At 71.0% G+C, this 17769-nt stretch carries 25 protein-coding genes; 7 read left to right on the forward strand and 18 right to left on the reverse strand.

Features of this window, described 5'->3' with window-relative positions:
• Window positions 1-3: 3 nt before the first annotated feature.
• The 3 genes from BVIR_RS11410 to BVIR_RS11420 form a co-directional block, all read right to left on the reverse strand.
• Complete coding sequence (locus tag BVIR_RS11410; RefSeq protein WP_055037774.1) at window positions 4-435, reverse strand: NlpC/P60 family protein; 432 nt, start codon at window positions 433-435, stop codon at window positions 4-6.
• A 69-nt stretch (window positions 436-504) separates the two neighbouring features.
• On the reverse strand, window positions 505-1395 hold the full coding sequence (locus BVIR_RS11415; protein ID WP_055037775.1) for a DUF2163 domain-containing protein: 891 nt from the start codon (window positions 1393-1395) through the stop codon (window positions 505-507).
• Complete coding sequence (locus BVIR_RS11420; RefSeq protein WP_055037776.1) at window positions 1392-2021, reverse strand: DUF2460 domain-containing protein; 630 nt, start codon at window positions 2019-2021, stop codon at window positions 1392-1394. The genes BVIR_RS11415 and BVIR_RS11420 overlap by 4 nt, the downstream gene beginning before the upstream one ends.
• Before the next feature lie 97 nt (window positions 2022-2118).
• On the opposite strand from BVIR_RS11420, the gene BVIR_RS11425 reads away from it, so the two are divergent.
• Window positions 2119-2367, forward strand: coding sequence for an HP1242/YdcH family protein (locus BVIR_RS11425; RefSeq protein WP_055037777.1), 249 nt, complete (start codon window positions 2119-2121; stop codon window positions 2365-2367).
• A gap of 99 nt (window positions 2368-2466) precedes the next feature.
• Window positions 2467-3606 (forward strand): hypothetical protein, encoded by a 1140-nt coding sequence (locus BVIR_RS11430; RefSeq protein WP_145911988.1) that lies wholly within the window; start codon window positions 2467-2469, stop codon window positions 3604-3606.
• 73 nt (window positions 3607-3679) lie between these two features.
• On the opposite strand, the gene BVIR_RS11435 is transcribed toward BVIR_RS11430, so the two are convergent.
• From BVIR_RS11435 to BVIR_RS11460, 7 genes are all read right to left on the reverse strand, one after another.
• Window positions 3680-4246, reverse strand: coding sequence for a phage tail tape measure protein (locus tag BVIR_RS11435; protein WP_082417051.1), 567 nt, complete (start codon window positions 4244-4246; stop codon window positions 3680-3682).
• Between the two features lie 5 nt (window positions 4247-4251).
• The gene (locus BVIR_RS16475) at window positions 4252-4428 is read right to left on the reverse strand and encodes a phage tail assembly chaperone (protein ID WP_082417053.1); all 177 of its coding nucleotides are present in this window, start codon (window positions 4426-4428) and stop codon (window positions 4252-4254) included.
• Window positions 4428-4811 carry a gene transfer agent family protein gene (locus BVIR_RS11440; protein ID WP_055037779.1) on the reverse strand — a complete coding sequence of 128 codons (384 nt, stop codon included), beginning with the start codon at window positions 4809-4811 and terminating at the stop codon, window positions 4428-4430. The genes BVIR_RS16475 and BVIR_RS11440 overlap by 1 nt, the downstream gene beginning before the upstream one ends.
• A gap of 136 nt (window positions 4812-4947) precedes the next feature.
• Window positions 4948-5355: a phage major tail protein, TP901-1 family gene (locus BVIR_RS11445; RefSeq protein WP_055037780.1), complete on the reverse strand. Its 408-nt coding sequence runs from the start codon at window positions 5353-5355 to the stop codon at window positions 4948-4950.
• Between the two features lie 122 nt (window positions 5356-5477).
• Window positions 5478-5882, reverse strand: coding sequence for a DUF3168 domain-containing protein (locus BVIR_RS11450; RefSeq protein ID WP_055037781.1), 405 nt, complete (start codon window positions 5880-5882; stop codon window positions 5478-5480).
• Window positions 5883-5937: 55 nt separating this feature from the next.
• On the reverse strand, window positions 5938-6252 hold the full coding sequence (locus tag BVIR_RS11455) for a phage head closure protein (RefSeq protein ID WP_055037782.1): 315 nt from the start codon (window positions 6250-6252) through the stop codon (window positions 5938-5940).
• Entirely contained in the window at window positions 6249-6800 is a 552-nt protein-coding gene (locus BVIR_RS11460) for a head-tail connector protein (RefSeq protein ID WP_055037783.1), read from the reverse strand. Before BVIR_RS11460 ends, BVIR_RS11455 begins: the two co-directional genes overlap by 4 nt.
• 95 nt (window positions 6801-6895) lie before the next feature.
• Here BVIR_RS11460 and BVIR_RS11465 point away from each other — a divergent pair, with 95 nt between their 5' ends.
• On the forward strand, window positions 6896-7633 hold the full coding sequence (locus BVIR_RS11465; RefSeq protein WP_169788604.1) for a S1 family peptidase: 738 nt from the start codon (window positions 6896-6898) through the stop codon (window positions 7631-7633).
• 177 nt (window positions 7634-7810) lie between these two features.
• Here BVIR_RS11465 and BVIR_RS11470 read toward each other — a convergent pair whose 3' ends face one another.
• From BVIR_RS11470 to BVIR_RS11480, 4 genes are all read right to left on the reverse strand, one after another.
• Window positions 7811-9016, reverse strand: a complete 1206-nt coding sequence (locus BVIR_RS11470) for a phage major capsid protein (protein ID WP_236823763.1) — start codon at window positions 9014-9016, stop codon at window positions 7811-7813.
• 263 nt (window positions 9017-9279) lie between these two features.
• Window positions 9280-9705 (reverse strand): HK97 family phage prohead protease, encoded by a 426-nt coding sequence (locus tag BVIR_RS11475; RefSeq protein ID WP_055037786.1) that lies wholly within the window; start codon window positions 9703-9705, stop codon window positions 9280-9282.
• A complete protein-coding gene (locus BVIR_RS17330) occupies window positions 9702-9824 on the reverse strand; it encodes a hypothetical protein (protein WP_257720201.1) in 123 nt (40 codons plus the stop codon). The genes BVIR_RS11475 and BVIR_RS17330 overlap by 4 nt, the downstream gene beginning before the upstream one ends.
• Window positions 9825-9833: 9 nt before the next feature.
• A complete protein-coding gene (locus tag BVIR_RS11480) occupies window positions 9834-10016 on the reverse strand; it encodes a hypothetical protein (RefSeq protein WP_055037787.1) in 183 nt (60 codons plus the stop codon).
• A gap of 229 nt (window positions 10017-10245) precedes the next feature.
• Here BVIR_RS11480 and BVIR_RS11485 point away from each other — a divergent pair, with 229 nt between their 5' ends.
• Together BVIR_RS11485 and BVIR_RS11490 are read left to right on the forward strand one after the other, a co-directional pair.
• Window positions 10246-11373 (forward strand): radical SAM/SPASM domain-containing protein, encoded by a 1128-nt coding sequence (locus BVIR_RS11485; RefSeq protein WP_169788605.1) that lies wholly within the window; start codon window positions 10246-10248, stop codon window positions 11371-11373.
• A complete protein-coding gene (locus BVIR_RS11490) occupies window positions 11348-11653 on the forward strand; it encodes a hypothetical protein (RefSeq protein WP_055037789.1) in 306 nt (101 codons plus the stop codon). Before BVIR_RS11485 ends, BVIR_RS11490 begins: the two co-directional genes overlap by 26 nt.
• Window positions 11654-11851: 198 nt before the next feature.
• Here BVIR_RS11490 and BVIR_RS11495 read toward each other — a convergent pair whose 3' ends face one another.
• The 4 genes from BVIR_RS11495 to BVIR_RS11510 all read right to left on the reverse strand — a co-directional run bounded on the left by BVIR_RS11495 (window position 11852) and on the right by BVIR_RS11510 (window position 16198).
• Entirely contained in the window at window positions 11852-12997 is a 1146-nt protein-coding gene (locus BVIR_RS11495; RefSeq protein WP_055037790.1) for a phage portal protein, read from the reverse strand.
• A 144-nt stretch (window positions 12998-13141) separates the two neighbouring features.
• Window positions 13142-14488, reverse strand: coding sequence for a DNA-packaging protein (locus BVIR_RS11500; RefSeq protein ID WP_082417057.1), 1347 nt, complete (start codon window positions 14486-14488; stop codon window positions 13142-13144).
• Window positions 14388-14939, reverse strand: coding sequence for a hypothetical protein (locus BVIR_RS11505; protein ID WP_060832982.1), 552 nt, complete (start codon window positions 14937-14939; stop codon window positions 14388-14390). The genes BVIR_RS11500 and BVIR_RS11505 overlap by 101 nt, the downstream gene beginning before the upstream one ends.
• Before the next feature lie 758 nt (window positions 14940-15697).
• A complete protein-coding gene (locus BVIR_RS11510; protein ID WP_417852030.1) occupies window positions 15698-16198 on the reverse strand; it encodes a YcgN family cysteine cluster protein in 501 nt (166 codons plus the stop codon).
• A 318-nt stretch (window positions 16199-16516) separates the two neighbouring features.
• Here BVIR_RS11510 and BVIR_RS11515 point away from each other — a divergent pair, with 318 nt between their 5' ends.
• Both BVIR_RS11515 and BVIR_RS11520 read left to right on the forward strand, forming a co-directional pair.
• Window positions 16517-16933 carry a hypothetical protein gene (locus BVIR_RS11515; RefSeq protein ID WP_055037794.1) on the forward strand — a complete coding sequence of 139 codons (417 nt, stop codon included), beginning with the start codon at window positions 16517-16519 and terminating at the stop codon, window positions 16931-16933.
• Window positions 16930-17733, forward strand: a complete 804-nt coding sequence (locus tag BVIR_RS11520) for a DUF6456 domain-containing protein (RefSeq protein ID WP_236823598.1) — start codon at window positions 16930-16932, stop codon at window positions 17731-17733. The genes BVIR_RS11515 and BVIR_RS11520 overlap by 4 nt, the downstream gene beginning before the upstream one ends.
• The last annotated feature ends 36 nt before the right edge of the window (window positions 17734-17769 follow it).

Below are 17769 nucleotides of genomic sequence, written 5' to 3' on the forward strand. Positions count from 1 at the left end.
GGCTCAGCGCTCCGGAAAGGCGAATGCGAAGGCGAGACGGCGCCGCCACCACGGCGTCAGCGCCACCTCGGCGACCGCCGCGCCATCGTGGGCGTGGACCATGCGGCCGGGCTCGACCACGATGGCGGCGTGCTTGGCCGGCAGGCCGTCGCGCCAGCGAAACAGCACCACGTCGCCGGGCGCCAGCGCATCGAGCGGTCCCGGCACGAGGTGGCGCGCCGCCGCCTCGGCCAGCGTCTCGCGGCCGGCGGCTTCCGCCCAGTCGGGCGTATAGGCCGGCAGCGGCTCGGGCTCGAAGCCATGGACCTCGCGCCACACCCCGCGCACCAGGCCGAGGCAGTCGCAGCCGACCCCGATCAGCGAGGCCTGATGTTGATAGGGCGTGCCGATCCAGCGCCGCGCCGCGGCGACGATGGCGGTCCGAAGTTCGGTCATGGTGTGTTCCGTTGGTTTGGCGCGATCCGGAGACGACCGGTCGCGGATGCGTTGTCGTCCACCTGCGCCTTACGCCAGCGCCGAGCCGTCATTGCCCGGCTCGCCGGCCACGGCGTAGCGCACCACCACGTCGTTGCCGGGGATATGCGGGAAGCCGCGGAAATTGGCGCCGTTGCCGAAGCGGCTGCGGCAGGTGCCGAAGCGCTTGTCGCAACCGGCGGTGACGACAAAGCCGTCGCCGGCCGCGACCGGGCGGGCCGGCGGCTGCCACAGCGCCAATGCGACGCCGGCGGCATCAACCCGATGAGCCTTGATCTCAACCGCGGCGCCGGCATTGGCGCCGCTCTGCCACACCAGGCGGCCCCCGGTGAACCAGTCGTCGGCAAAGCTGGCGAGGCCGTGGACAGTGAGCCGCGTCGCCGACGTCACCGCGCCGACGGCGGCAGCGGCGCGGAACGCCGGCGCCGCAAGCGCGACGCCGCAGCGGGCGTCGCCGAGGTCGGCATCGCAGGTCGCAGTGTAGAGCCGGCCGCGCGCCTCATCGAGCCGGCCGGCCAGCCCGCGCACCTCGACGGTGAAGGCGGCACCGGCGCGCGTCACCTCGCCGAACTCGCCGGCGCGCAGCTTGAGCCGGCCGGCCGGCGCGCTCCAGTCGACCAGCCACACCTCGACCGCCGCACCGTCGAAGCGGCCGGCGGCGAGGTCGTCGTCCGTCAGCGTGTCGTCGGCGAGCGCGCCGACCAGTTCGTGGGCGTCGGCGGCGAACCCGAGGCGGCTGGTTACCTCCGAGCCGTCGATGCCGGACCCGGAGCGGCAGACCACGCCGTCGATCACGACGTCCTCGTCGTGCTCGGTGAAGCCGTGCACGACGCCGTCGCGGCGGCGGACGATCCAGCAGCGGGCGAGCGTGGTGGCGCCCGATTGCAGCGCCGCGGCGAGCGCGGCGGGAAGCGTTCTCATGGCCGGATCTCCACCACCGGAATGGACGGAATCTCGCCGGCGGCGAAGGCGGAAAGGTCGATGTCGAGCCGGTCGGTGTCGAACCGCACCGGCACGTCGAACACAAAGCCGGCAGTGACGAGCGCACCCACCGGCGGCGGCGCGGAGAAGGTGACGACGCCGGTCGCGGTATCGACCGCAACGCCGGCGTGAAGCTCGACGCCGCCGACGGCGACGCGCACGCTGCCGCCGACCGGCTTGGCGATCGGCCGGCTGTAAGGCGCGTAACTGGTGCCGTAGGTCTTGACCAGCGGGAACGCCGTGCGCGCGCCATCGCCGACGCCGAGCGCCTGATCGGTCGCGGTTACCGCGACACCCGGCGTAGCGGAGGAATGGTCGAGCCGGTCGCGCCAGCGGAAGCCGTAGAGCCGGCCGCGCCGCTCCTCGAAGAACGCCACCACGCCCGCCAGCGCGGCCAGCGACTTGACGCCGTAGCCGGCGTTCCAGCGCCGGCGCGAATGCGCCCAGCGGGCGTTGCGCTCCTCGCGACCGGAGCTGAGCGAGACAACTTCAGTCTTGCGCTCCGGGCCGCCGCGGGCGCCGAGCGCCACGTCGAGCGGAAACAGAATATCATGGAAGGCCGGCACGGACTGTTCTCCCGAACGGCATGATCCATCGCAATGCAGAACGTCCGCGCACGGTCGCAGACTTCAACTCGACCCGACGCAAAGAGGAGAAACTGCGATGAGCCACATCCCCCATGAACTCAAGGAGGAGTTCCCTGCGGACGCGGAAACGATCCGCCACCTCGCAAGTGAAAACCCGCAGTTTGCTGCGCTCACCAAGCGCTATGACATCGTCAACGCCGAGATCCATCGCATCGAGGGCGGCGAAGACGCGGCCTCCGACACACGCTGGGAGGAGCTGAAGAAGGAGCGACTGCACCTCAAAGACAGTATTTTTGCGCAGCTCGTTCATCTCCGGAACGCTTGATACGCAACGCTTTGCGCGGAATGCGAGGTCCGGCGCGAGGGGCGTTGTGCGCGCCGTTCACGCACGGAAACCACATTCCGCGAAGGTTGCCGACCTGCATTGTTGGGGAACGATTTACGTTTTACTCTTTTTATTATCCGAATCATGGTGCTGGACCATGTGGATAGGAGAAGCGTAATCATGGCGACGACGAAAAAGGCGGCCACGCGCGGCGTGGCCGCCGAGGAAACGCCGGCGGAGGAATTCACGTCGGTGTTCCGGAAGAAACGGGCGCCTCGCAAGCCTGCCGTTCTGAAGGCGCCAGCGACGCGGAAATCCGCCGCGGCGAAGACGACCACGCGCACGGCCGCCACCCGCAAAGCCGCGGGCGCCAAATCCTCCGCCGCCAAGACCTCCACCACCAAGACCTCCACCACCAAGACCCCCGGCGCCACCCGCTCCAAAGCCGCCGCCAAGGCGGACGCGACGGCCACCGGCCGCAAGACCGCCGGCCGCAAGCCGGCTGCCGCCAAGACCGCTTCGACCAAGACCGCTTCGACCAAGACGGCTGCCCGCACGCCGGCGACGCGCGCGGCGACCGGCCGCAAGACCGCGGCCGCCTCGGCTTCGACGGCCAGAACGTCGACCCGCAAGACGTCGACCGCCAAGACTGCTGCCTCGAAGACTGCCGCCGCCAAGACGTCGGCCCGCAAGGCTGCGACAGCAAAGACGTCGACCGCGAAGACCTCGACCGCGAAGACTTCGGCGCGCAAACCGGCTGCCCGCAAGGCCGCGAGCACCAAGACGGCAACACGCAAGACCTCGACCCGCAAGACCGCGGCGGAGAAGGCGCCGGCGGCGCGGACGGCGCGAGCCGGTGCGGCAAAGACCGCGACCAAGACCCGCGCGACCAAGACGGCGAAGGCCGCGGCCAAACCCGCGGCGAAGGCCGGCACCCGCGCGGCGACCACCCGCAAGACGGCGAGCGCGCGCAAGCCCGCCGCGGCGAAGGCGGCGGCGGCCAAGACGACAAAGACGACGAGGACGGCAAAGACCGCAAAGGCGCCAAAGACGACGAAGGCCGCGGCAGCGAAGGCGCCGGCCGGGCGCAAGGCCGCGGCGGCGAAAGCGCCGGCCGCCAAGGGCTCGGCCAAGGTTGCGGCCAAGGTTTCCGCGAAGAAGGCGGCCGCCGACAAGCCGAAGACCAGCACGCGCAAGCCGGCGACCCGGCGCACCGCGGCGAAGAAGGCCGCCGCCTGACGCCGTACCGCCTGACGCCGCACACGGATGCAACACTCCGGCCTGAACGGCCGGAGTTGGTATGCGGCCGCCCTCACCAGGTGCGACGCCCGCGGTCCACCGCGCGGGCGAGCATGCTGGCGAGGTAGGATTCGGAGCGGCGGAAGCTCGCCGCATCCGCCGCCGCAACGTTCACCACCACCGAGACCGGCGCCGCGTTGCCGTCGGTGCGCACGCCGAGCCGGCCGTCGGCGCCGCGCGCCAGCGGCATGATCGCCTCGCTTCCGCTCTCGCCCATCAGCCCAAGGCCGCCCGACATCGAAAACAGCGTCGGCGCATCGACCACGCCGCCCTTGGCAAACGCGGTGATGCCGGCGGTGCCGGTGTCGCTTTGCGTCAAGCCGGTGAGGCTGGCGGCGATCAGCTTGCCGGCGGCGTCGGCGCCGACCTTGACTAGGCGCAGGCCGAGGGTCTTCAACACGTCGTCGAACGCCCTGCCTTCGGTTGCGGCGCCCTTGAGCGCCGTGGTGATGGCGAAGCCGAAGCTGCGCGCCGCGGCCGACAGCTCGGTCATCTCGGCGCGGGCGCCGGCCAGCGTATCGGTCGCGCCGCGCATCGTCTCAAGGTCGAGGTCGTCGCGCGCGGTGTCATGATCGGGCATCGTCGTCACTCGTCGGGGTGGTGGGCCATCAGCTCGTCGAGCCGGGTGCGCGCGAGCGGCGGCCCGCGCTCGGGCCGCAGCGCGGCGATGGCGGCGGCAATCTCGCGCGGCGTCGCGCGCCACACCGCCTCCGGCGGCCAGCGCAACACGCCGAGCGCGACGCGCAGCAACGGCCGCGGCATCAGCCCGGCAGCGCGGCCGCAATCGGCGCCGGAGCCGCGGTCGCGACCCCGGCCGGCGGAGGGTTTGCGGCGTCCTCCGGCGCGAACGTCGCGACCAGGAGGTCAGCGGCGAGCCGCACCAGCCCACGCGCACCGTCGGGATGGGTCAGCGCCAGCACCTCGGCCTCGGTCACGCTTTCGCCGGCGCCGCGCAAGCCGGCGCCGAGAATGGCGGCGACCTCGCGCGCGCCGAGCCGGCCGCTGTCGAAGCGCGCGGCGAGCGCGGCGAGGTCGGCGACACCGAGCGCGTCCTCCAACTCGGCGAGCGCGCCCAGCGTCAGCACTAGCCGGCGGCGCGCGCCGGAGAGTTCGGCGGCGATCTCGCCGCGGTAGCGATTGGGCATGGATTGCGTGCCTCGTTCTCTGGCGCCTGATCCTGAGTGCGGCGTAGAGCACCGTCTCGCAGGATCGGGCGAATGCCCTCCCCGCCCTTCGAGACGCCCGCTGTCGCAGGCTGCCCAGGACGAGGACACTTCATGCTCAAAGGGCGCTGAAGCTCAGCGCGCCGGCGGATTCCAGCGCGATGTCGTGGGTGACCTCGCCATCGAAGCGGCCGCCATATTCCAGCGCGGTGACCTGGAACGGCCCCTCGATGGTGCCGAAGTCCGGCACGATGAGCTGGAACGTCGCGATTTCGCCGTCGAAGGCGAGCTGGCGCAGCCGCGCGTCGGACGCGGCATCCTTGAAGATGCCGGCGCCGGCCACGCTGGCCTTGCGCACGCCGGCGCCCGCCAGCAGCTCGCGCCAGCGGCCGGCGCTATCGGCGTGGGTGACGTCGACGGCCTGGGCATTGAGCGCGAAGCGGTTGGTGCGCAGCCCGGCGACGGTGATGAAATTGGTGCCGTTGTGGACCTTGAGCAGCAGGTCCTTGCCTTTCTGGGCAGGCATCAAACTCTCCCTCAAATGTCGTCATTCCGGGCGAGGCGAAGCCGACACCCAGGATCGTCATTGGAACAACGCGCCGTCCAGAATCCGGCCCCGGATCTCGCTCGCTTGAGGCGACGGGCGTTCTATGCCGGCTCGGTGACGGCGCGGATGCGGATGCGACCGCGATAGGTGCGGCCGTCGCCGTCGCGCCGCACCTCGGCGGTGGCGATGCGGAGATTGGCGAGGTGATGGCCGGCCAGAGCCAACGGCGCATCGACCAGCGCCTCCATCACCGCGCCCACCATCGCGTGCGCCTCGCGGTGGCCGCCCTGGCGCGAATAGACGTTGAGGGTGAGCGTGGTTTCCTCGCCCGGCTCGGTCATGGTCGAGGCGTCGCGCATCTCCGCCTCGCCCAGGGTGACGAAGGGATAGTCGAGCGCCTTGGGCGGCTCGTCATAGATTTTCGCGCCGCCGAGCATGGCGGCGAGCGCAGCATCTTGCGACAGCGCGGCGAAGATCGCGGCGCGCAGCGGAACGGCGGCGGACATGGCAAACCCTTGAATTCGGTAGCAAGCACAGGCGGAAGCGCACGACGCCGTCGTCTCACCCCCGCTCCTCCTCCAGCAGCAGCTCCAGGAAGCGGCCGCTGTCGCGCAGCGCCCGGATGCGGAACCGCCGCGAGCCATGGCTGAGACGGTGCGCGGTGGTGAGACCTGAGCGGGCGCGCACGGTGGCGCGGTGGGTGAGAACGCCGAGGCTGCGGTCGGCGCCGACGCGCTCGTCCATCGTCAGCGGCGCCAGCCGAGCCCACAGCCGGCCGGCGACGACAAAGCTCCGCACCGCGCCGCCGGCGCCGTCCGGGGTCTCCGCCGGCGCCTCGATGACGAGGCGGTGGTTGAGGTCGGCGGCGGCGGTCACAGCGCCACCACGCGGTGAGGCTGGAGCAGCGCCGCGACGTCGGCGGGCATTGCCGCGGCGTCGAGGCCGCGGCTGTCGTAAAGGCGAGCCGCGAGCCGGCGCACCGCCTCGACCAGATCGGCCGGCACCGACGCTGCGCTGTCGCCATAGCCGGCGACGAGGTCAAGCTCGACGGTGCCGCCGGCCGGCGCCGGCAGCGGCCGCCGCGCCAGGATGAGGCCGGGCGCCGCGCCGGCCACCACCTTGAACCGGGCCGGGTCGACCTCGGTCTCGGCGCCATCGGCGTTCCGGATACGCGCGGCGGTGACAGCGGCGAGCGGCGCCAGCGGCACGTCGATCTGGCCGCTGTGCGGCCAGCGCGCGCGGGTGAGGCGCCAGCTCTGGGTGAGAAACGCGCGCCGGGTCGCGCTCTCGCACGCCTGCCGTGCCGCGGCGATGAGGCGGCCGATCAGCTCGTCCTCGTCGTCGTGCTCGACCCGGAGATAGGTCTTCATTTCGGCAAGGGTCACCGGCTCCGCCGACGGCGGGGTGAGAAGGGACAGGGGCATGGTGTGTCCTGCTTGAAGGCGTCATTTGACTTCACCGCCGCTAGGCGCGAAATCAGCGCATGACCGTGAAGCGTGCGACCGTGAATTGTGCGACCATGACGTTTGCGATTGCTGCGCTCGTGTTCGCCGCTGCCACACCAGCCGGCGCCATCGTCGGCGGCGCGCCGGCCGCCCCCGCGCTGAAGGCCCATCTGATCGAGGTGGTGTCGCCCAACGGCGCGTGCTCAGGAACCGTGGTCGGCCGCAACCTGGTGCTGACCGCCGGGCATTGCGTCGACCGGCCGGGCAGCTACGCCGTGCTGGTGCGCGGCGCGAACGGCCCAAGCGTGGTGGAGATCGACGGCGTCGCCATCCACCCCGCCTGGACCCGCGCGCACGACCAGCAGAAAAAACCCTCGCCCGACGTGGCGCTGGTGCGCACGCGCAGCCCCCTGCCCGCGCAGTTCCGGCCGATTGCGCTGTCGGCGGCGACCGGCCTGCCGGCGGTCGGCGCGCAATTCACGCTGGCCGGGTTCGGCCTGTCGGAAGAAGGCAGCCCGCGCAGCGGCGGCGTGCTGCGCACCGTGACGTTGAAGGTGCTGCTGCGCTACGTCACCGCCCAGGCGAAGCTGGTGCCGCTCGGCGGCGCGCCGGCTGGCGCGTGCGAGCTCGATTCCGGCGGCGCCGCATTGACGAGCGAGAATGGCGCATCGGTGCTGGCCGGCGTGATCGCCTGGAGCGCGGGCGACGGCACGAAGAATTGCGGTGCCGCCAGCGCCATCACCGCGGTGGGCGCCATCGCCGACTGGCTGCCGCTCGCGGCGCAAAAGCTCGGCGCCCGGCTGGGCGAGTGATTGCGCCGAGGTGCGCCGGGGCATGGCGGAATACGCTGACGCTATTCCGCCCTATGAGGGTTGTCGTCCCGGGCAAGCGGCTGAAGGCCGCGCGACCCGGGACCGTGTTCCGGAAGGGGACTGTTCCGGATGCCGATCCCGGCGCTCGCTGACGCTGGGCCGGGACGACGACAAGCCTCAGCTCGCGGCGAACTTCAAGAGCTTGATGGCGTCGAAGTCCTGCACGCCGCCGCCGACGCGCTTGGTGGTGTAGAACAAAACGTAGGGTTTCGCGGAATAGGGATCGCGCAGGATGCGCACGCCCTGGCGGTCGACGATGAGGTAGCCGCGGCGGAAATCGCCGAACGCGATCGAAAGCGAGCCCGCGGCGATGTCCGGCATGTCCTCGGCCTCGACCACCGGAAACGTCATCAGCGTGGCGCGCCCGCCCGCCGAGGCCGGCGGCTGCCACAGATAGGCGCCCTGGGCATCCTTGAACTTGCGCACCGCGCTCTGGGCCTTGCGGTTCATCACGAAGGTGCCGTTCTGGCGATAGCCGGCGCGCAGCGCATAGACCAGATCGATCAGCACGTCGGACGGACTGGTCGCCGGAAATCCGCCGGCCTGGCCGGTGGCGATGACGCCGAGCTTGCCCCACTCCCACGCCGAATTGGCAACGGTCTCGTAAGCGGTGAAGCCCTTGGGCTTGCCGTTGCCGTCGCCGGTGACGAACGCAGTACCCTCCTGCTCGGCGAACGCGGTCTCGACCTCGGCGGCGATCCACTGCTCGATGTCGACGGCGGAGTCCTCCAGCAGCGTCGGGGTCGCCGCCGGCATGGCGTAGAGTTCGGCGGCGGGAAAGTCGAGCTCATCGAGGGTCGGCGTATTGGTCTGGGCGCGGGCGCCGGTCTCGCTCACCCAGCCGGCGGAAAAGCCGGTGGTCATGAACGGCTTCTTGTAGGTGCCGAGCGAGATTTCGCGCACGCCGGAAATGGCGCGGATCGGCGAGATGGCGGCGAGCCGCCGGCCGATTTCGCGCTCGACTTCGGCGGTGACGGTGTAGCCGCCGTCGGCGCCCGAGCCGGCCGACAGCGCCTTGCGCTCCAGGCGCTTCAAGCCCGAAGTCTCGCCGGAGCGGACATAGGCGTCGAACGCCGCCTTGTGCTCGCGGCGCGCCGCGTCGCCGGCGTCGGCGGTCTCGGTGCCGAGTTGCGGCCGGCGCGCCTTCACCGCGAGTTCGTCGAGCACCGCCCGCTGGCGCTCCAGCGCGGCGTCGATGCGCGCCACCTTCTCCTCGATCAGCACGTCGGCGGAGGCGCGCCGCTCCAGCGCCGACAGGCGCTCGTCATTGGCGTCGCGATAGGCGGCGAAGGTGTCGTGCAAGGCCTCGTGCGCCACCTGCATCTCGGGGGTCGCGGCCTTGGTCTCGGGCGAAGCGAGGGTCATGAGAAGGTCCTTTGGTTTGAACAGTTCGATGCGTCGTCCCGGGCAAGCGGCGAAGCCGTGCGACCCGGGACCGTGTTCAGAACGGGGTGTCGTGTTCTGAAAACGATCCCGGCTCGGCGCTGCGCGCCGTCCGGGATGACGAGGCGCGGGCAAAGGCCGTAGCGAACGCGTATTTCGCCAAGTGAATGCGCTATTGGCGCAATACGCTGCGCTCTTGCGCCCTACCGAAACAGGAGATGCTTGGCGCGGAGGCGCGCCTCCGGCAGCAGCGGAAAGGTGACGATCGAGATCTCCCACAGGTCGATCTCGATCAACCGGCGCAGCCGCGTCACCGGGTCGAGCCGGGCGCGTACCGTGCGGTAGCCGATCGACAGCCCGTCGAGCGCGCCGGCCTTGAGCAGCGCCGCCACCTCGGCCGATTTGGCGGCGTCCGGCACCAGCCGGCCGCGGCAATAAAGGCCGCAGCCGTCCTCGGCGATCGACAGCCACACCCCGATCGGCTGCATCGGATCATGCTGCCACAGCATGCGGATATTGCCGGCGCCGCGCCGCCGCAGCGCGGTGCCGAATGCGCCGGCCTCGACCACGTCGCGCGCAAGGTCGGCGCGGCCGAACAGGCTGGCGTAGCCTTCGATGATGTCGCTCATGCGCGCACCCGGCGCAGCCGCGCCAGCGTCATGACGAAGCGGCGGAACACCGCCTCGGCCTCGGCGTGACGCGTGCGGCGGTGCAGCAGCACGGCGAGACCTTCGAACATCGCGGTCATGGCGAATTCCTACAGCTCGAACCGGTTGTTGAAGCGCGTCAGCTCGCGCACGAAGGCGTCGAACCGACGATTGGCGGCGGCAAGCTCGCGCAGCGCGAACGCGGCGAGCGCCGAGGCGCCGCTCGCCCACAGAAACAACGCAAGATGCGCGAGATCGCCCCGCGCGATCACGCTGCGGGTGACCTCGTCCATGGATGTCTCCGTTTGTCTCCCGGAAGTACCGCTGCCCGGGGGGAACGTTGCCAAGGCCGAAAATCGATGTTAACTTCTGGTTGCGTGTCAGCATGGAGCAACTCCCATGAACGCGGACGCGGCGCGACAGGCCGAAGTTGCTCGAACGGCCCCGTTCCAAGCATCGCCAAATGATGTGGCGGCGATCGCGAACCGCATCGCGTGTTCCGATCATCCGTTCGCGGTCATCATGAAGCCGACCGATAAATGCAACCTGCGGTGCGGCTACTGCTACGTTCCGCACCGCGGCCACCACCTTCGCATGACACGCGACGTGCTGAAGGCGTCGATGTCGATGCTCAGCGCCATGCTCGGCTGGCGCCGCCAGCTCCATTTCATCTGGCATGGCGGCGAGCCGCTGGCGATGCCGCTCAGCTTCTTCGAGGAGGCCGTCGCGCTGCAGCGCGAGCTGTTCCCCGGCTGGTTCATCGACAATTGCGTGCAGACCAACGGCACCCTGTTGACGCCGGAGCACGTCGCGTTCTTCGCCGACCGCGGTTTCTCCGTGAGCCTCAGCATCGACGGGCCGGCGGACCTGCACGACAAAAACCGTACGTTCGCCAACGGCCGCGGCTCCTACCGCCGCGTGCTCGAGGCGGTGTCGCTGCTGCGCGAACGAAATCAGGCGGTCGGCGCCGTGGTGGTGATGACGCCGGACATCGCCGCGAACATCGAGCGGGTCTATCGCACCATGCGCGAGCTGCGCATCAACTTCCGCATCAACCCGGTCATCCAGATCGCGGGCGATCGCAGCGCCTCGCCGCGCTACGCCGTCACGCCGGACGACTACGCCCAGGCGATGATCGCGCTGTTCGATTTGTGGTTCGAGGACGATGTGCCTCTCCACGTCGACCCGTTCAACCTCATCGTCGGCAACATGATTTCCGACACGGTGTGGGGCTGCGACTATCACGGCGGCTGCCTGCGCGACGTCATCTGCGTCGACCCCGACGGCGGGGTCTATCCGTGCGGCCAACTGGCCGGCCGCCCCGAGTTCCGGCTTGGAAACGTGCTGAAGGACGACGCACCGGCGATCTTCGCCGCGCCGATGTACGCCCGGCTGCTCGACCGGCGCCACCTCGGGATCGCAGCGTGCGAGGGCTGCCACCACCGGCGGATCTGCAACGGCGGCTGTCCGGTCGCGGCCTATATGCGCGGCGACATGCTCGGCCGGGACTATTTCTGCGAGGGCCGGCACCGGCTGTTCGACCACATCCGGCGCCGGATCGAGGAGGATGTGGCGCGACAGGCGGCAACCCCGCTGCCGGCACCACGAACAGGAGGACAGTGCGATGGCAGACCAAGACCGGCCGGATGAAGGCATCGACATCCGCGAGATCGAAGACCTGGTGAAGGCGTTCAAGGAGCACGTGTCGCTCGATGGGCTGCGGGCGAACCTGCGGACGGTGGCGGAGAGCCGTCGCCTGCAGGGCGCGACGCTGAACCTCACGCTCAAGCCGGACCACGCCAAGCCGGACTACTACAACATCTACCGTTACGCCTTCTTCGGCTTCCAGGCGCCGGAAGACGTCGACGTGCTGCCGGCAACCGAGCGCAGCGGCCTCACCGAGCGCTTCGAGGCGGTGCGCAAGAAATAGCTGGCGGCCGGCCCCCGGATTCCGGTTTTCGCGAAAGAGATGGCGATACTCGAAGGCTTGGTGCGGCCGCCTGATGACATCACAACGGCGGCCGCTTTTGAGCATTTTCGCACACGTGGGTGCCGAACGTGCGAAGGAAAAATGCGAAATTACAAAACCTGGAGCATCTGACCTGATGCCGTCAGGTCGGATGCTGCCCTAGCCGCGCGGCTCCCAGCCCAGCGCCTCGCGCTTTTCGTCGTCGGTGAGGAACGAGGCCGTGCCGACGCGCCGCCACAGCGCCTCGCGATCCTCGGCCAGCGCCGGCACCTCGTCGAGATCGACGGTGATGCGCGGCGCGTCGGCGAAGCCCGGCGACAGCCACGCGGCGAGCGCATCGGCGGTGCGCGTCACCAACGGCACCACGCTCTGGCGCCAGAACGCGCGGTTGGCCTCGGCGAAATTGGAATAGGTGTTGTCGCCGGGAATGCCGAGCAGCATCGGCGGCACGCCGAAGGCGAGCGCGATGTCGCGCGCGGCGGCGTTCTTGGCTTCCATGAAATCCATGTCTTTCGGCGACAGCGACAGCGGCTGCCAGGCGAGCCCGCCCTCCAGCAGCAGCGGCCGGCCGGCATTGGCGGCGCCGGAAAAGCCGCTCTCCAGCTCGACTTTCAGCCGCTCGAACTGGCTCTCCGACAGCGTGGCGCCGCCCGAGCACACCAGCGCGCCGGAGGGGCGCGCGGCGTTGTCGAGCAGCGCCTTGTTCCAGCCCGCCGCCGCGTTGTGAAGGTCGATGGCTTTCGCCGCGGCTTCCGACGGCGATAGGCCGTAATGGTCGTCGAGCGGGTGGAACAGCGCAAGGTGCAGCACCGGAGGAATGGCGCCATCGCCTTGCGACAGCCGAACGGTGGTGCCGGCGACGGTGTAGTCGAACGCTTGCGGCCAGCCGTCCGGCCCGGGCACCACCTTGACGCGGTCCGGCCGCAGCAGGTGCAGTTCGCGCACCGCGCTCATGGCCGCCACCGCCTCGATGAAGGCGTTGCCGGCGACGAACTGGAAGGCGTGCAGCGCCTCGCGGAAGCCCTGCCCGCTCTGGCGCGGGTTGGGCCGCTGGAGCAGCTGCGCCAAGGCGTGGTCGGGCGCCTCGCGGCCGTCGACATAGATCCGCCACGTCACCGACGCGGCGGCTTCGGCGATCAGCCGCACGCAGCGGTGCACCACCGGGTTTGCGGCGTAGCCCTCGCGGGCCAGCGCGGCGTAGTCGCGCGGCGACCAGCGCGGCCGGCCAGGGTCGAGTGCGATCAGGCTCGCCACCCGGCTGGCCTTGGCCTCGGGCGCGCGAAACAGGCGGGCGATCAGGGACATGCTAGATCCTCTCGCGGCATCCTCGTCGTTGGGACGCGGCGTGGCGGCCATCCATTGTGCCAAGGCGGCGCGGACAGCCTCATCCTGAGCAGGGTGCGCAGCCGCCGTCTCGAAGGATGAGGCCAATGGCGGCCTACGCCACGTTCACATCCGCCGCACCCGCGGGCGGGTGGCGGGTTCGGTGAGGGTGGCGAGCGCCCACACCAAGGCATCGAGGCGGTCGGGCGATCGGCCGTCCGACAGGCCGTCGTGGGCGAAGTCGGCCATTTCGTCCTCCAGTTCCGGGAAGGCACCGACGTGGGCGACCTTGCCCTGCTCGTAGAGCTGGGCGACCGGCTCGGCGCGCAGCCATTTGCCGCGCCGGGCGTGGACGAGGCGCACCGGCACCGCGGGGTCGGCTTCGGCGAGCACGGCGCGCACCATCTCGCCGCCCTGGTTGGCCTCCGCCACCAGCGCGTCGGCCTCAAGCTGGCGATAGAGCGCCAGCGCCCGCGCCGCCCATTGCGCCGGGCGAAGGCCGCGGGCGGTGCGGTCGGCCAGGACGTAGAGCCGGCCGTCCTCGGCCCTGCCGGCGGCGACGATGCCGCAGGCGTCGGAGGCGCGGTGTGCGGAGGCCGGCGGATCGACCGCCACCACCACGCGCGGCAGCGGCGGCGCCGCGGCCACCCGGCCGCGCTCGATGACATCGCGCGGGAACAGCGTACCGGGGCGGTCCTCGATCAGTTCGCCCAGCAGCTCCTGGCGGCCGAGCCGGGTGCCGCGATAGCGCGCCACCACGGTGTCGAGGAAGCGCGGCGCCAGGTTCAGCGCGTTTTCGGCGGTGGTCATGCGGGTGACGGCGACGCGCGGGTCGGCCAGCAGCCGCCGCACCATCGGCACCGCGCGCGGCGTGGTGGTCACCACCTGGCGCGGCGCCTCGCCCAACCGCAGCGCAAACTGCAGCATGTCGAACGCCTGCTCGGCGCGGCTCCATTTGGCGATCTCGTCGCACCACGCCGCGGCGAACTGCGGCCCGCGCAGCTGCTCGGGATCGTCGGCGGAGAAAGCCTGCGCCACTGCGCCGTTCGGCCATTCCAGCCGGCGACGCGAGGGCAGCCACTGCGGGCGCTCGCCGCGCGGGTGGATGCGCATCAGGCCGGAGACGCCCTCCACCATCACCTCGCGCACGTCGGCTGAGGTCTCGCCGACCAGCGCGATCGGCGAGAGCGGCGCCGCGGCAGCCGGCGGGCGGCCGAGCGCCAGGGCGCGCACCCATTCGGCGCCGGCCCTGGTCTTGCCCGAGCCGCGGCCTCCCATCATCAGCCAGGTGGTCCACGGCGCGCCGTCCGCCGCGACGTCGGGCGGCCATTGCGACGGCCGCGCCCAGGACCGCCACTCGTGGAGGAAGTCCTCAAGCTCGTCCTCGGTCAGCTGCGCCAGCAACGCCGCCTCCCGCCCCTTCTGCCTCCAGCTCCGCCAGACGGCGCGCCAGCTCGGCCCGGAGCCCGGCATAGTCTTTAGGCAAGGATCGGTCATCGGGGCCCCCGGCGGCGGCGCGTTTGCTGTCGATCGCCGCCAGCCGCTCGATGGTGCGGGCGAGCACGGCAAGGGTGCGGGCCTCGCGCTCGGGCACGAGGTCGTCGCCGCCGGCGGCGAGGCGGTCGACCGCGGCCGCGACCTGGTCCTCGCAGGCGGCAAACAGCTTGCCGACCATGGCTTCGCGCTCGCGGCAGGTGGCAAAGCCGGTGCAAAGGAAACCGCGGTGGCGGCCAGCGCCCTGCCCGGCGCGGCGGCGAAGCCCATTGGGCAGGCGGCGGCGGTACCAGCCGTAGCGGCTGGCGTATCTCTTGAGGCGCGACGCCGGCAGGCCGCACTCGGCCGCCAGCTCGGCGACGGTGACATCGCGGCGGGTCTCGTACAGCGCGCGCAAGCGCGCCAGCTCCTCCGGCGGAGGCGACGGCATGGGCGGGATCATTGATGTTCCGAAATGGCAGTTGCGGCGGGAGCCGAGGACCCGACCTTTGGCGGCGTCATGCGGCGGCGGCGAACGCGCGCCAGGCACGATCCCACAGGACAAGCCTGATCGATCGTCCTCGCATCGAGGCGGGCCGATGACGGTGAAAGGTCACTGGTGACGGACGCCGGGTTTCGCGGGCGCGCTCCCGGGCGTGACGGTCAGGTGCGGGTTGCTATAACCCGCACCTGACCATCCCCTTCCGACGGAAAGGAAGGCCCGAAGAGGCGACGCTATCCCGGGTGATGAGGGCGCTGGCTGAGGGCGCGCACCGGAATAGCCATCGGCTGCTCCTTAAGGAGGCCCCGCCGCGCGCGGGGGGTGCGCGGCGGGGTCTCTAACGGCGGCGGGCTGAGCCCACCGACGCTTGGCGCCTTGCCGAGGGGCGAGAGGCGGCGCCAACGCACTTGCGGAGCGTGCAACAACCCTAGCCCAGCAGCGCGCCGCTGTCAAGGATTAAATGCCGTTTTTGGGAAAATAGGCTGCGACAGGCGGTCGCAGGGCTGCTACCAAAATACCGCCCATCGCCCCTGCCGCCTGCCAGAACCGGCCTTCCCCGCCGACTTGGCCAGCGCGCGCGACAATCGACCGCAGCGCAACATGGCGGCGAACGCAGCGGCTGGCCGCCCACCCCGCCGGCGCTCGGCACCCTTCCCCGCTGCGCGCTCGCCGTGGCACCGCCGCAGCTGCCAGCGCCGAGGGGCCGGTCAGCCCGCCACGCGTGCCAGCGCAGCCGGCCGGCGCCGCGCCCGGCGCGGCAGCCGTAGCGGCCAATCGACGACGAAGCCCTCCATCTGCTCGGCCGGGACATCGGTCTCAGTGGCGGCGACCTTGGCGCGCACGCTGACGCCGGCGGCATGGACGCTGTCGGGATCGCCGGACACCAGCGGGTGCCACCAATAAAGGTCGCGCCCCTCGGCCAGCAGGCGATAGCCGCAGGTTGGCGGCAGCCAACCCAGCGTGCGCACCTCCACCGGCGTCAGGCGGACGCATTCGGGCACCTGTTCGGACCGGGCGCCATAGTCGATGCACCGGCACGCCTCGTCGTCGAGCAGCCGGCAGCCAACCTCGGTGTAGACGATGCGGCCGGTGTCCTCACACTCGAGCTTGGCCAGGCAGCAGCGCGCGCAGCCGTCGCATACGCTTTCCCACTCCGCCAGCGTCATCTGCTCCAGCGTCTTGGTCTTCCAGAATGGTCGTTCGGTCATGTCAGCGGCACTCATGCCGCCACTCTATATACGAAATCTGCGACCGAACGCGCCGCTCGGCGCCAATTGCTTGGACGCCGAGGCCGCCTGATGAGCCTCCGCGGCAGCGGCTCGCCCGCAACTGCGGCGCCCCCCGCTGGGACGCCACTCAGATTATTTCTGGGCATAAATTCTTTGGGCGCACACGCCTAGCGCGTGAATTTCGTATTCCCTAGCCGTATGTTAGGGAACGTATAGAGAACATTGACCGGGATTCGCTACGCTCAGCCAGTTCGGCCAACTTATGCTAGGCTCTTAGTCCTACAAGAGGAGGCCGCGATGCAGATTGCCCTGACCACCCCGGACCCCGGCCGCGATGCCCTCGCCGCATTCGGCCCACCCGCCGGCCCGACCTCGCCGGCCTCCGCGCGCGAGCGCCAGCTCGCCTTCCTGGTGTCGACCTGGCTCGCCGCGTCGGCCCACCGGGTGGCACCGGCCGATCTCAGCCTGATGCGACGCGGCAGCGGCGATGTGGTCGCCGCCCGCCAACTCGCGATCTATCTGGTGCACGTGGTGTTCGGGTTCGACCGCGACTGCACCGCGAAACTGTTCGGGCGCGACCGCCGCACCGTTGCCCGCGCTTGCGCCAAGCTTGAGGACCAACGCGAATCCGCCGAGGCCGAGCGCACCTTGTGCGCCATCGAGCGCGAGGCGCTGGCGCTGGCCGAGACCTTGGGCCTGGAGCCGCGGGCATGACCGCCCGCAAGCGGGCCAAACACCCCACGCCGCTGGCAGGCGACGCGCTCCTCCTGGCGCTGGCTGACGGCGCGACCGCCGCTGCGACGCACGATGGCACCGTGGCCCTGGCGCGCCCGGACGGCCGCCATATCGCCACCACGGCGGCCGCACTCGCCGATCTTTGCGCCCGCGGCCTGATCGCGATCGGCCGGGCCGGCCGCTTCGAGCCATCGAACGACGGCAACGCCCGGCTGGCGCGCCTGACCGCCACGGCGCAGCCCTTCCTCGCCCAACACCGCACCCTGGAGCCGGCCACGGTGGCGATCGACGGCCTCGACGCCGAGGTGCTGTGCGATGCCGACGAAAGTCCACTGGCCTGGCTGGCGCGGCGCAAGGACAAGACCGGCCGGCCGCTGCTGGCGCCACACCAGTTCGCCGCCGGCGAGCGGCTCCGGGCCGACTTCACCCGCGCCCAGATGACGCCGCGCCTCACCGCCGACTGGGGCGGGGCGGCAACCCGCGGCGGCGGCAGCCGCGATCCGGCGGCGTTCGCCGATGCCGCGGTCGCCGCGAAGGAGCGGCTGACCACCGCGCTCGACACCGCCGGGCCGGAGCTATCAGGCGTTCTGCTCGATGTATGCTGCTTTCTGAAAGGGCTCGAAGCGGTCGAGCGCGAGCGCAACTGGCCGGCACGCACCGCCAAAGTGGTGCTGGGGCTGGCGCTCGATCGCCTCGCCCGCCATTACGGCCTCGGCAGCGAGGCCCGCGGCCCGGCGCGCGGACGGCTTCGGGCGTGGAGCGCGGGGGCCGGCGAGTGATACGGTGTCCGGCCGACCAGGCCGGCCGGAACGCCG

The organism is Blastochloris viridis (assembly GCF_001402875.1).
Classification (GTDB): domain Bacteria; phylum Pseudomonadota; class Alphaproteobacteria; order Rhizobiales; family Xanthobacteraceae; genus Blastochloris; species Blastochloris viridis.

Bases quoted from the DNA above. Each gene is read 5' to 3' on its own strand.
- BVIR_RS11410 (WP_055037774.1), bottom strand. From the start codon at position 435: ATGACCGAACTTCGGACCGCCATCGTCGCCGCGGCGCGGCGCTGGATC.
- BVIR_RS11415 (WP_055037775.1), bottom strand. From the start codon at position 1,395: ATGAGAACGCTTCCCGCCGCGCTCGCCGCGGCGCTGCAATCGGGCGCC.
- BVIR_RS11425 (WP_055037777.1), top strand. From the start codon at position 2,119: ATGAGCCACATCCCCCATGAACTCAAGGAGGAGTTCCCTGCGGACGCG.
- BVIR_RS11435 (WP_082417051.1), bottom strand. From the start codon at position 4,246: ATGCCCGATCATGACACCGCGCGCGACGACCTCGACCTTGAGACGATG.
- BVIR_RS16475 (WP_082417053.1), bottom strand. From the start codon at position 4,428: ATGCCGCGGCCGTTGCTGCGCGTCGCGCTCGGCGTGTTGCGCTGGCCG.
- BVIR_RS11440 (WP_055037779.1), bottom strand. From the start codon at position 4,811: ATGCCCAATCGCTACCGCGGCGAGATCGCCGCCGAACTCTCCGGCGCG.
- BVIR_RS11445 (WP_055037780.1), bottom strand. From the start codon at position 5,355: ATGCCTGCCCAGAAAGGCAAGGACCTGCTGCTCAAGGTCCACAACGGC.
- BVIR_RS11450 (WP_055037781.1), bottom strand. From the start codon at position 5,882: ATGTCCGCCGCCGTTCCGCTGCGCGCCGCGATCTTCGCCGCGCTGTCG.
- BVIR_RS11460 (WP_055037783.1), bottom strand. From the start codon at position 6,800: ATGCCCCTGTCCCTTCTCACCCCGCCGTCGGCGGAGCCGGTGACCCTT.
- BVIR_RS11465 (WP_169788604.1), top strand. From the start codon at position 6,896: ATGACGTTTGCGATTGCTGCGCTCGTGTTCGCCGCTGCCACACCAGCC.
- BVIR_RS11470 (WP_236823763.1), bottom strand. From the start codon at position 9,016: ATGCAGGTGGCGCACGAGGCCTTGCACGACACCTTCGCCGCCTATCGC.
- BVIR_RS11475 (WP_055037786.1), bottom strand. From the start codon at position 9,705: ATGAGCGACATCATCGAAGGCTACGCCAGCCTGTTCGGCCGCGCCGAC.
- BVIR_RS17330 (WP_257720201.1), bottom strand. From the start codon at position 9,824: ATGACCGCGATGTTCGAAGGTCTCGCCGTGCTGCTGCACCGCCGCACG.
- BVIR_RS11480 (WP_055037787.1), bottom strand. From the start codon at position 10,016: ATGGACGAGGTCACCCGCAGCGTGATCGCGCGGGGCGATCTCGCGCAT.
- BVIR_RS11485 (WP_169788605.1), top strand. From the start codon at position 10,246: ATGAAGCCGACCGATAAATGCAACCTGCGGTGCGGCTACTGCTACGTT.
- BVIR_RS11490 (WP_055037789.1), top strand. From the start codon at position 11,348: ATGGCAGACCAAGACCGGCCGGATGAAGGCATCGACATCCGCGAGATC.
- BVIR_RS11495 (WP_055037790.1), bottom strand. From the start codon at position 12,997: ATGTCCCTGATCGCCCGCCTGTTTCGCGCGCCCGAGGCCAAGGCCAGC.
- BVIR_RS11500 (WP_082417057.1), bottom strand. From the start codon at position 14,488: ATGCCGGGCTCCGGGCCGAGCTGGCGCGCCGTCTGGCGGAGCTGGAGG.
- BVIR_RS11505 (WP_060832982.1), bottom strand. From the start codon at position 14,939: ATGCCGTCGCCTCCGCCGGAGGAGCTGGCGCGCTTGCGCGCGCTGTAC.
- BVIR_RS11510 (WP_417852030.1), bottom strand. From the start codon at position 16,198: ATGACCGAACGACCATTCTGGAAGACCAAGACGCTGGAGCAGATGACG.
- BVIR_RS11515 (WP_055037794.1), top strand. From the start codon at position 16,517: ATGCAGATTGCCCTGACCACCCCGGACCCCGGCCGCGATGCCCTCGCC.
- BVIR_RS11520 (WP_236823598.1), top strand. From the start codon at position 16,930: ATGACCGCCCGCAAGCGGGCCAAACACCCCACGCCGCTGGCAGGCGAC.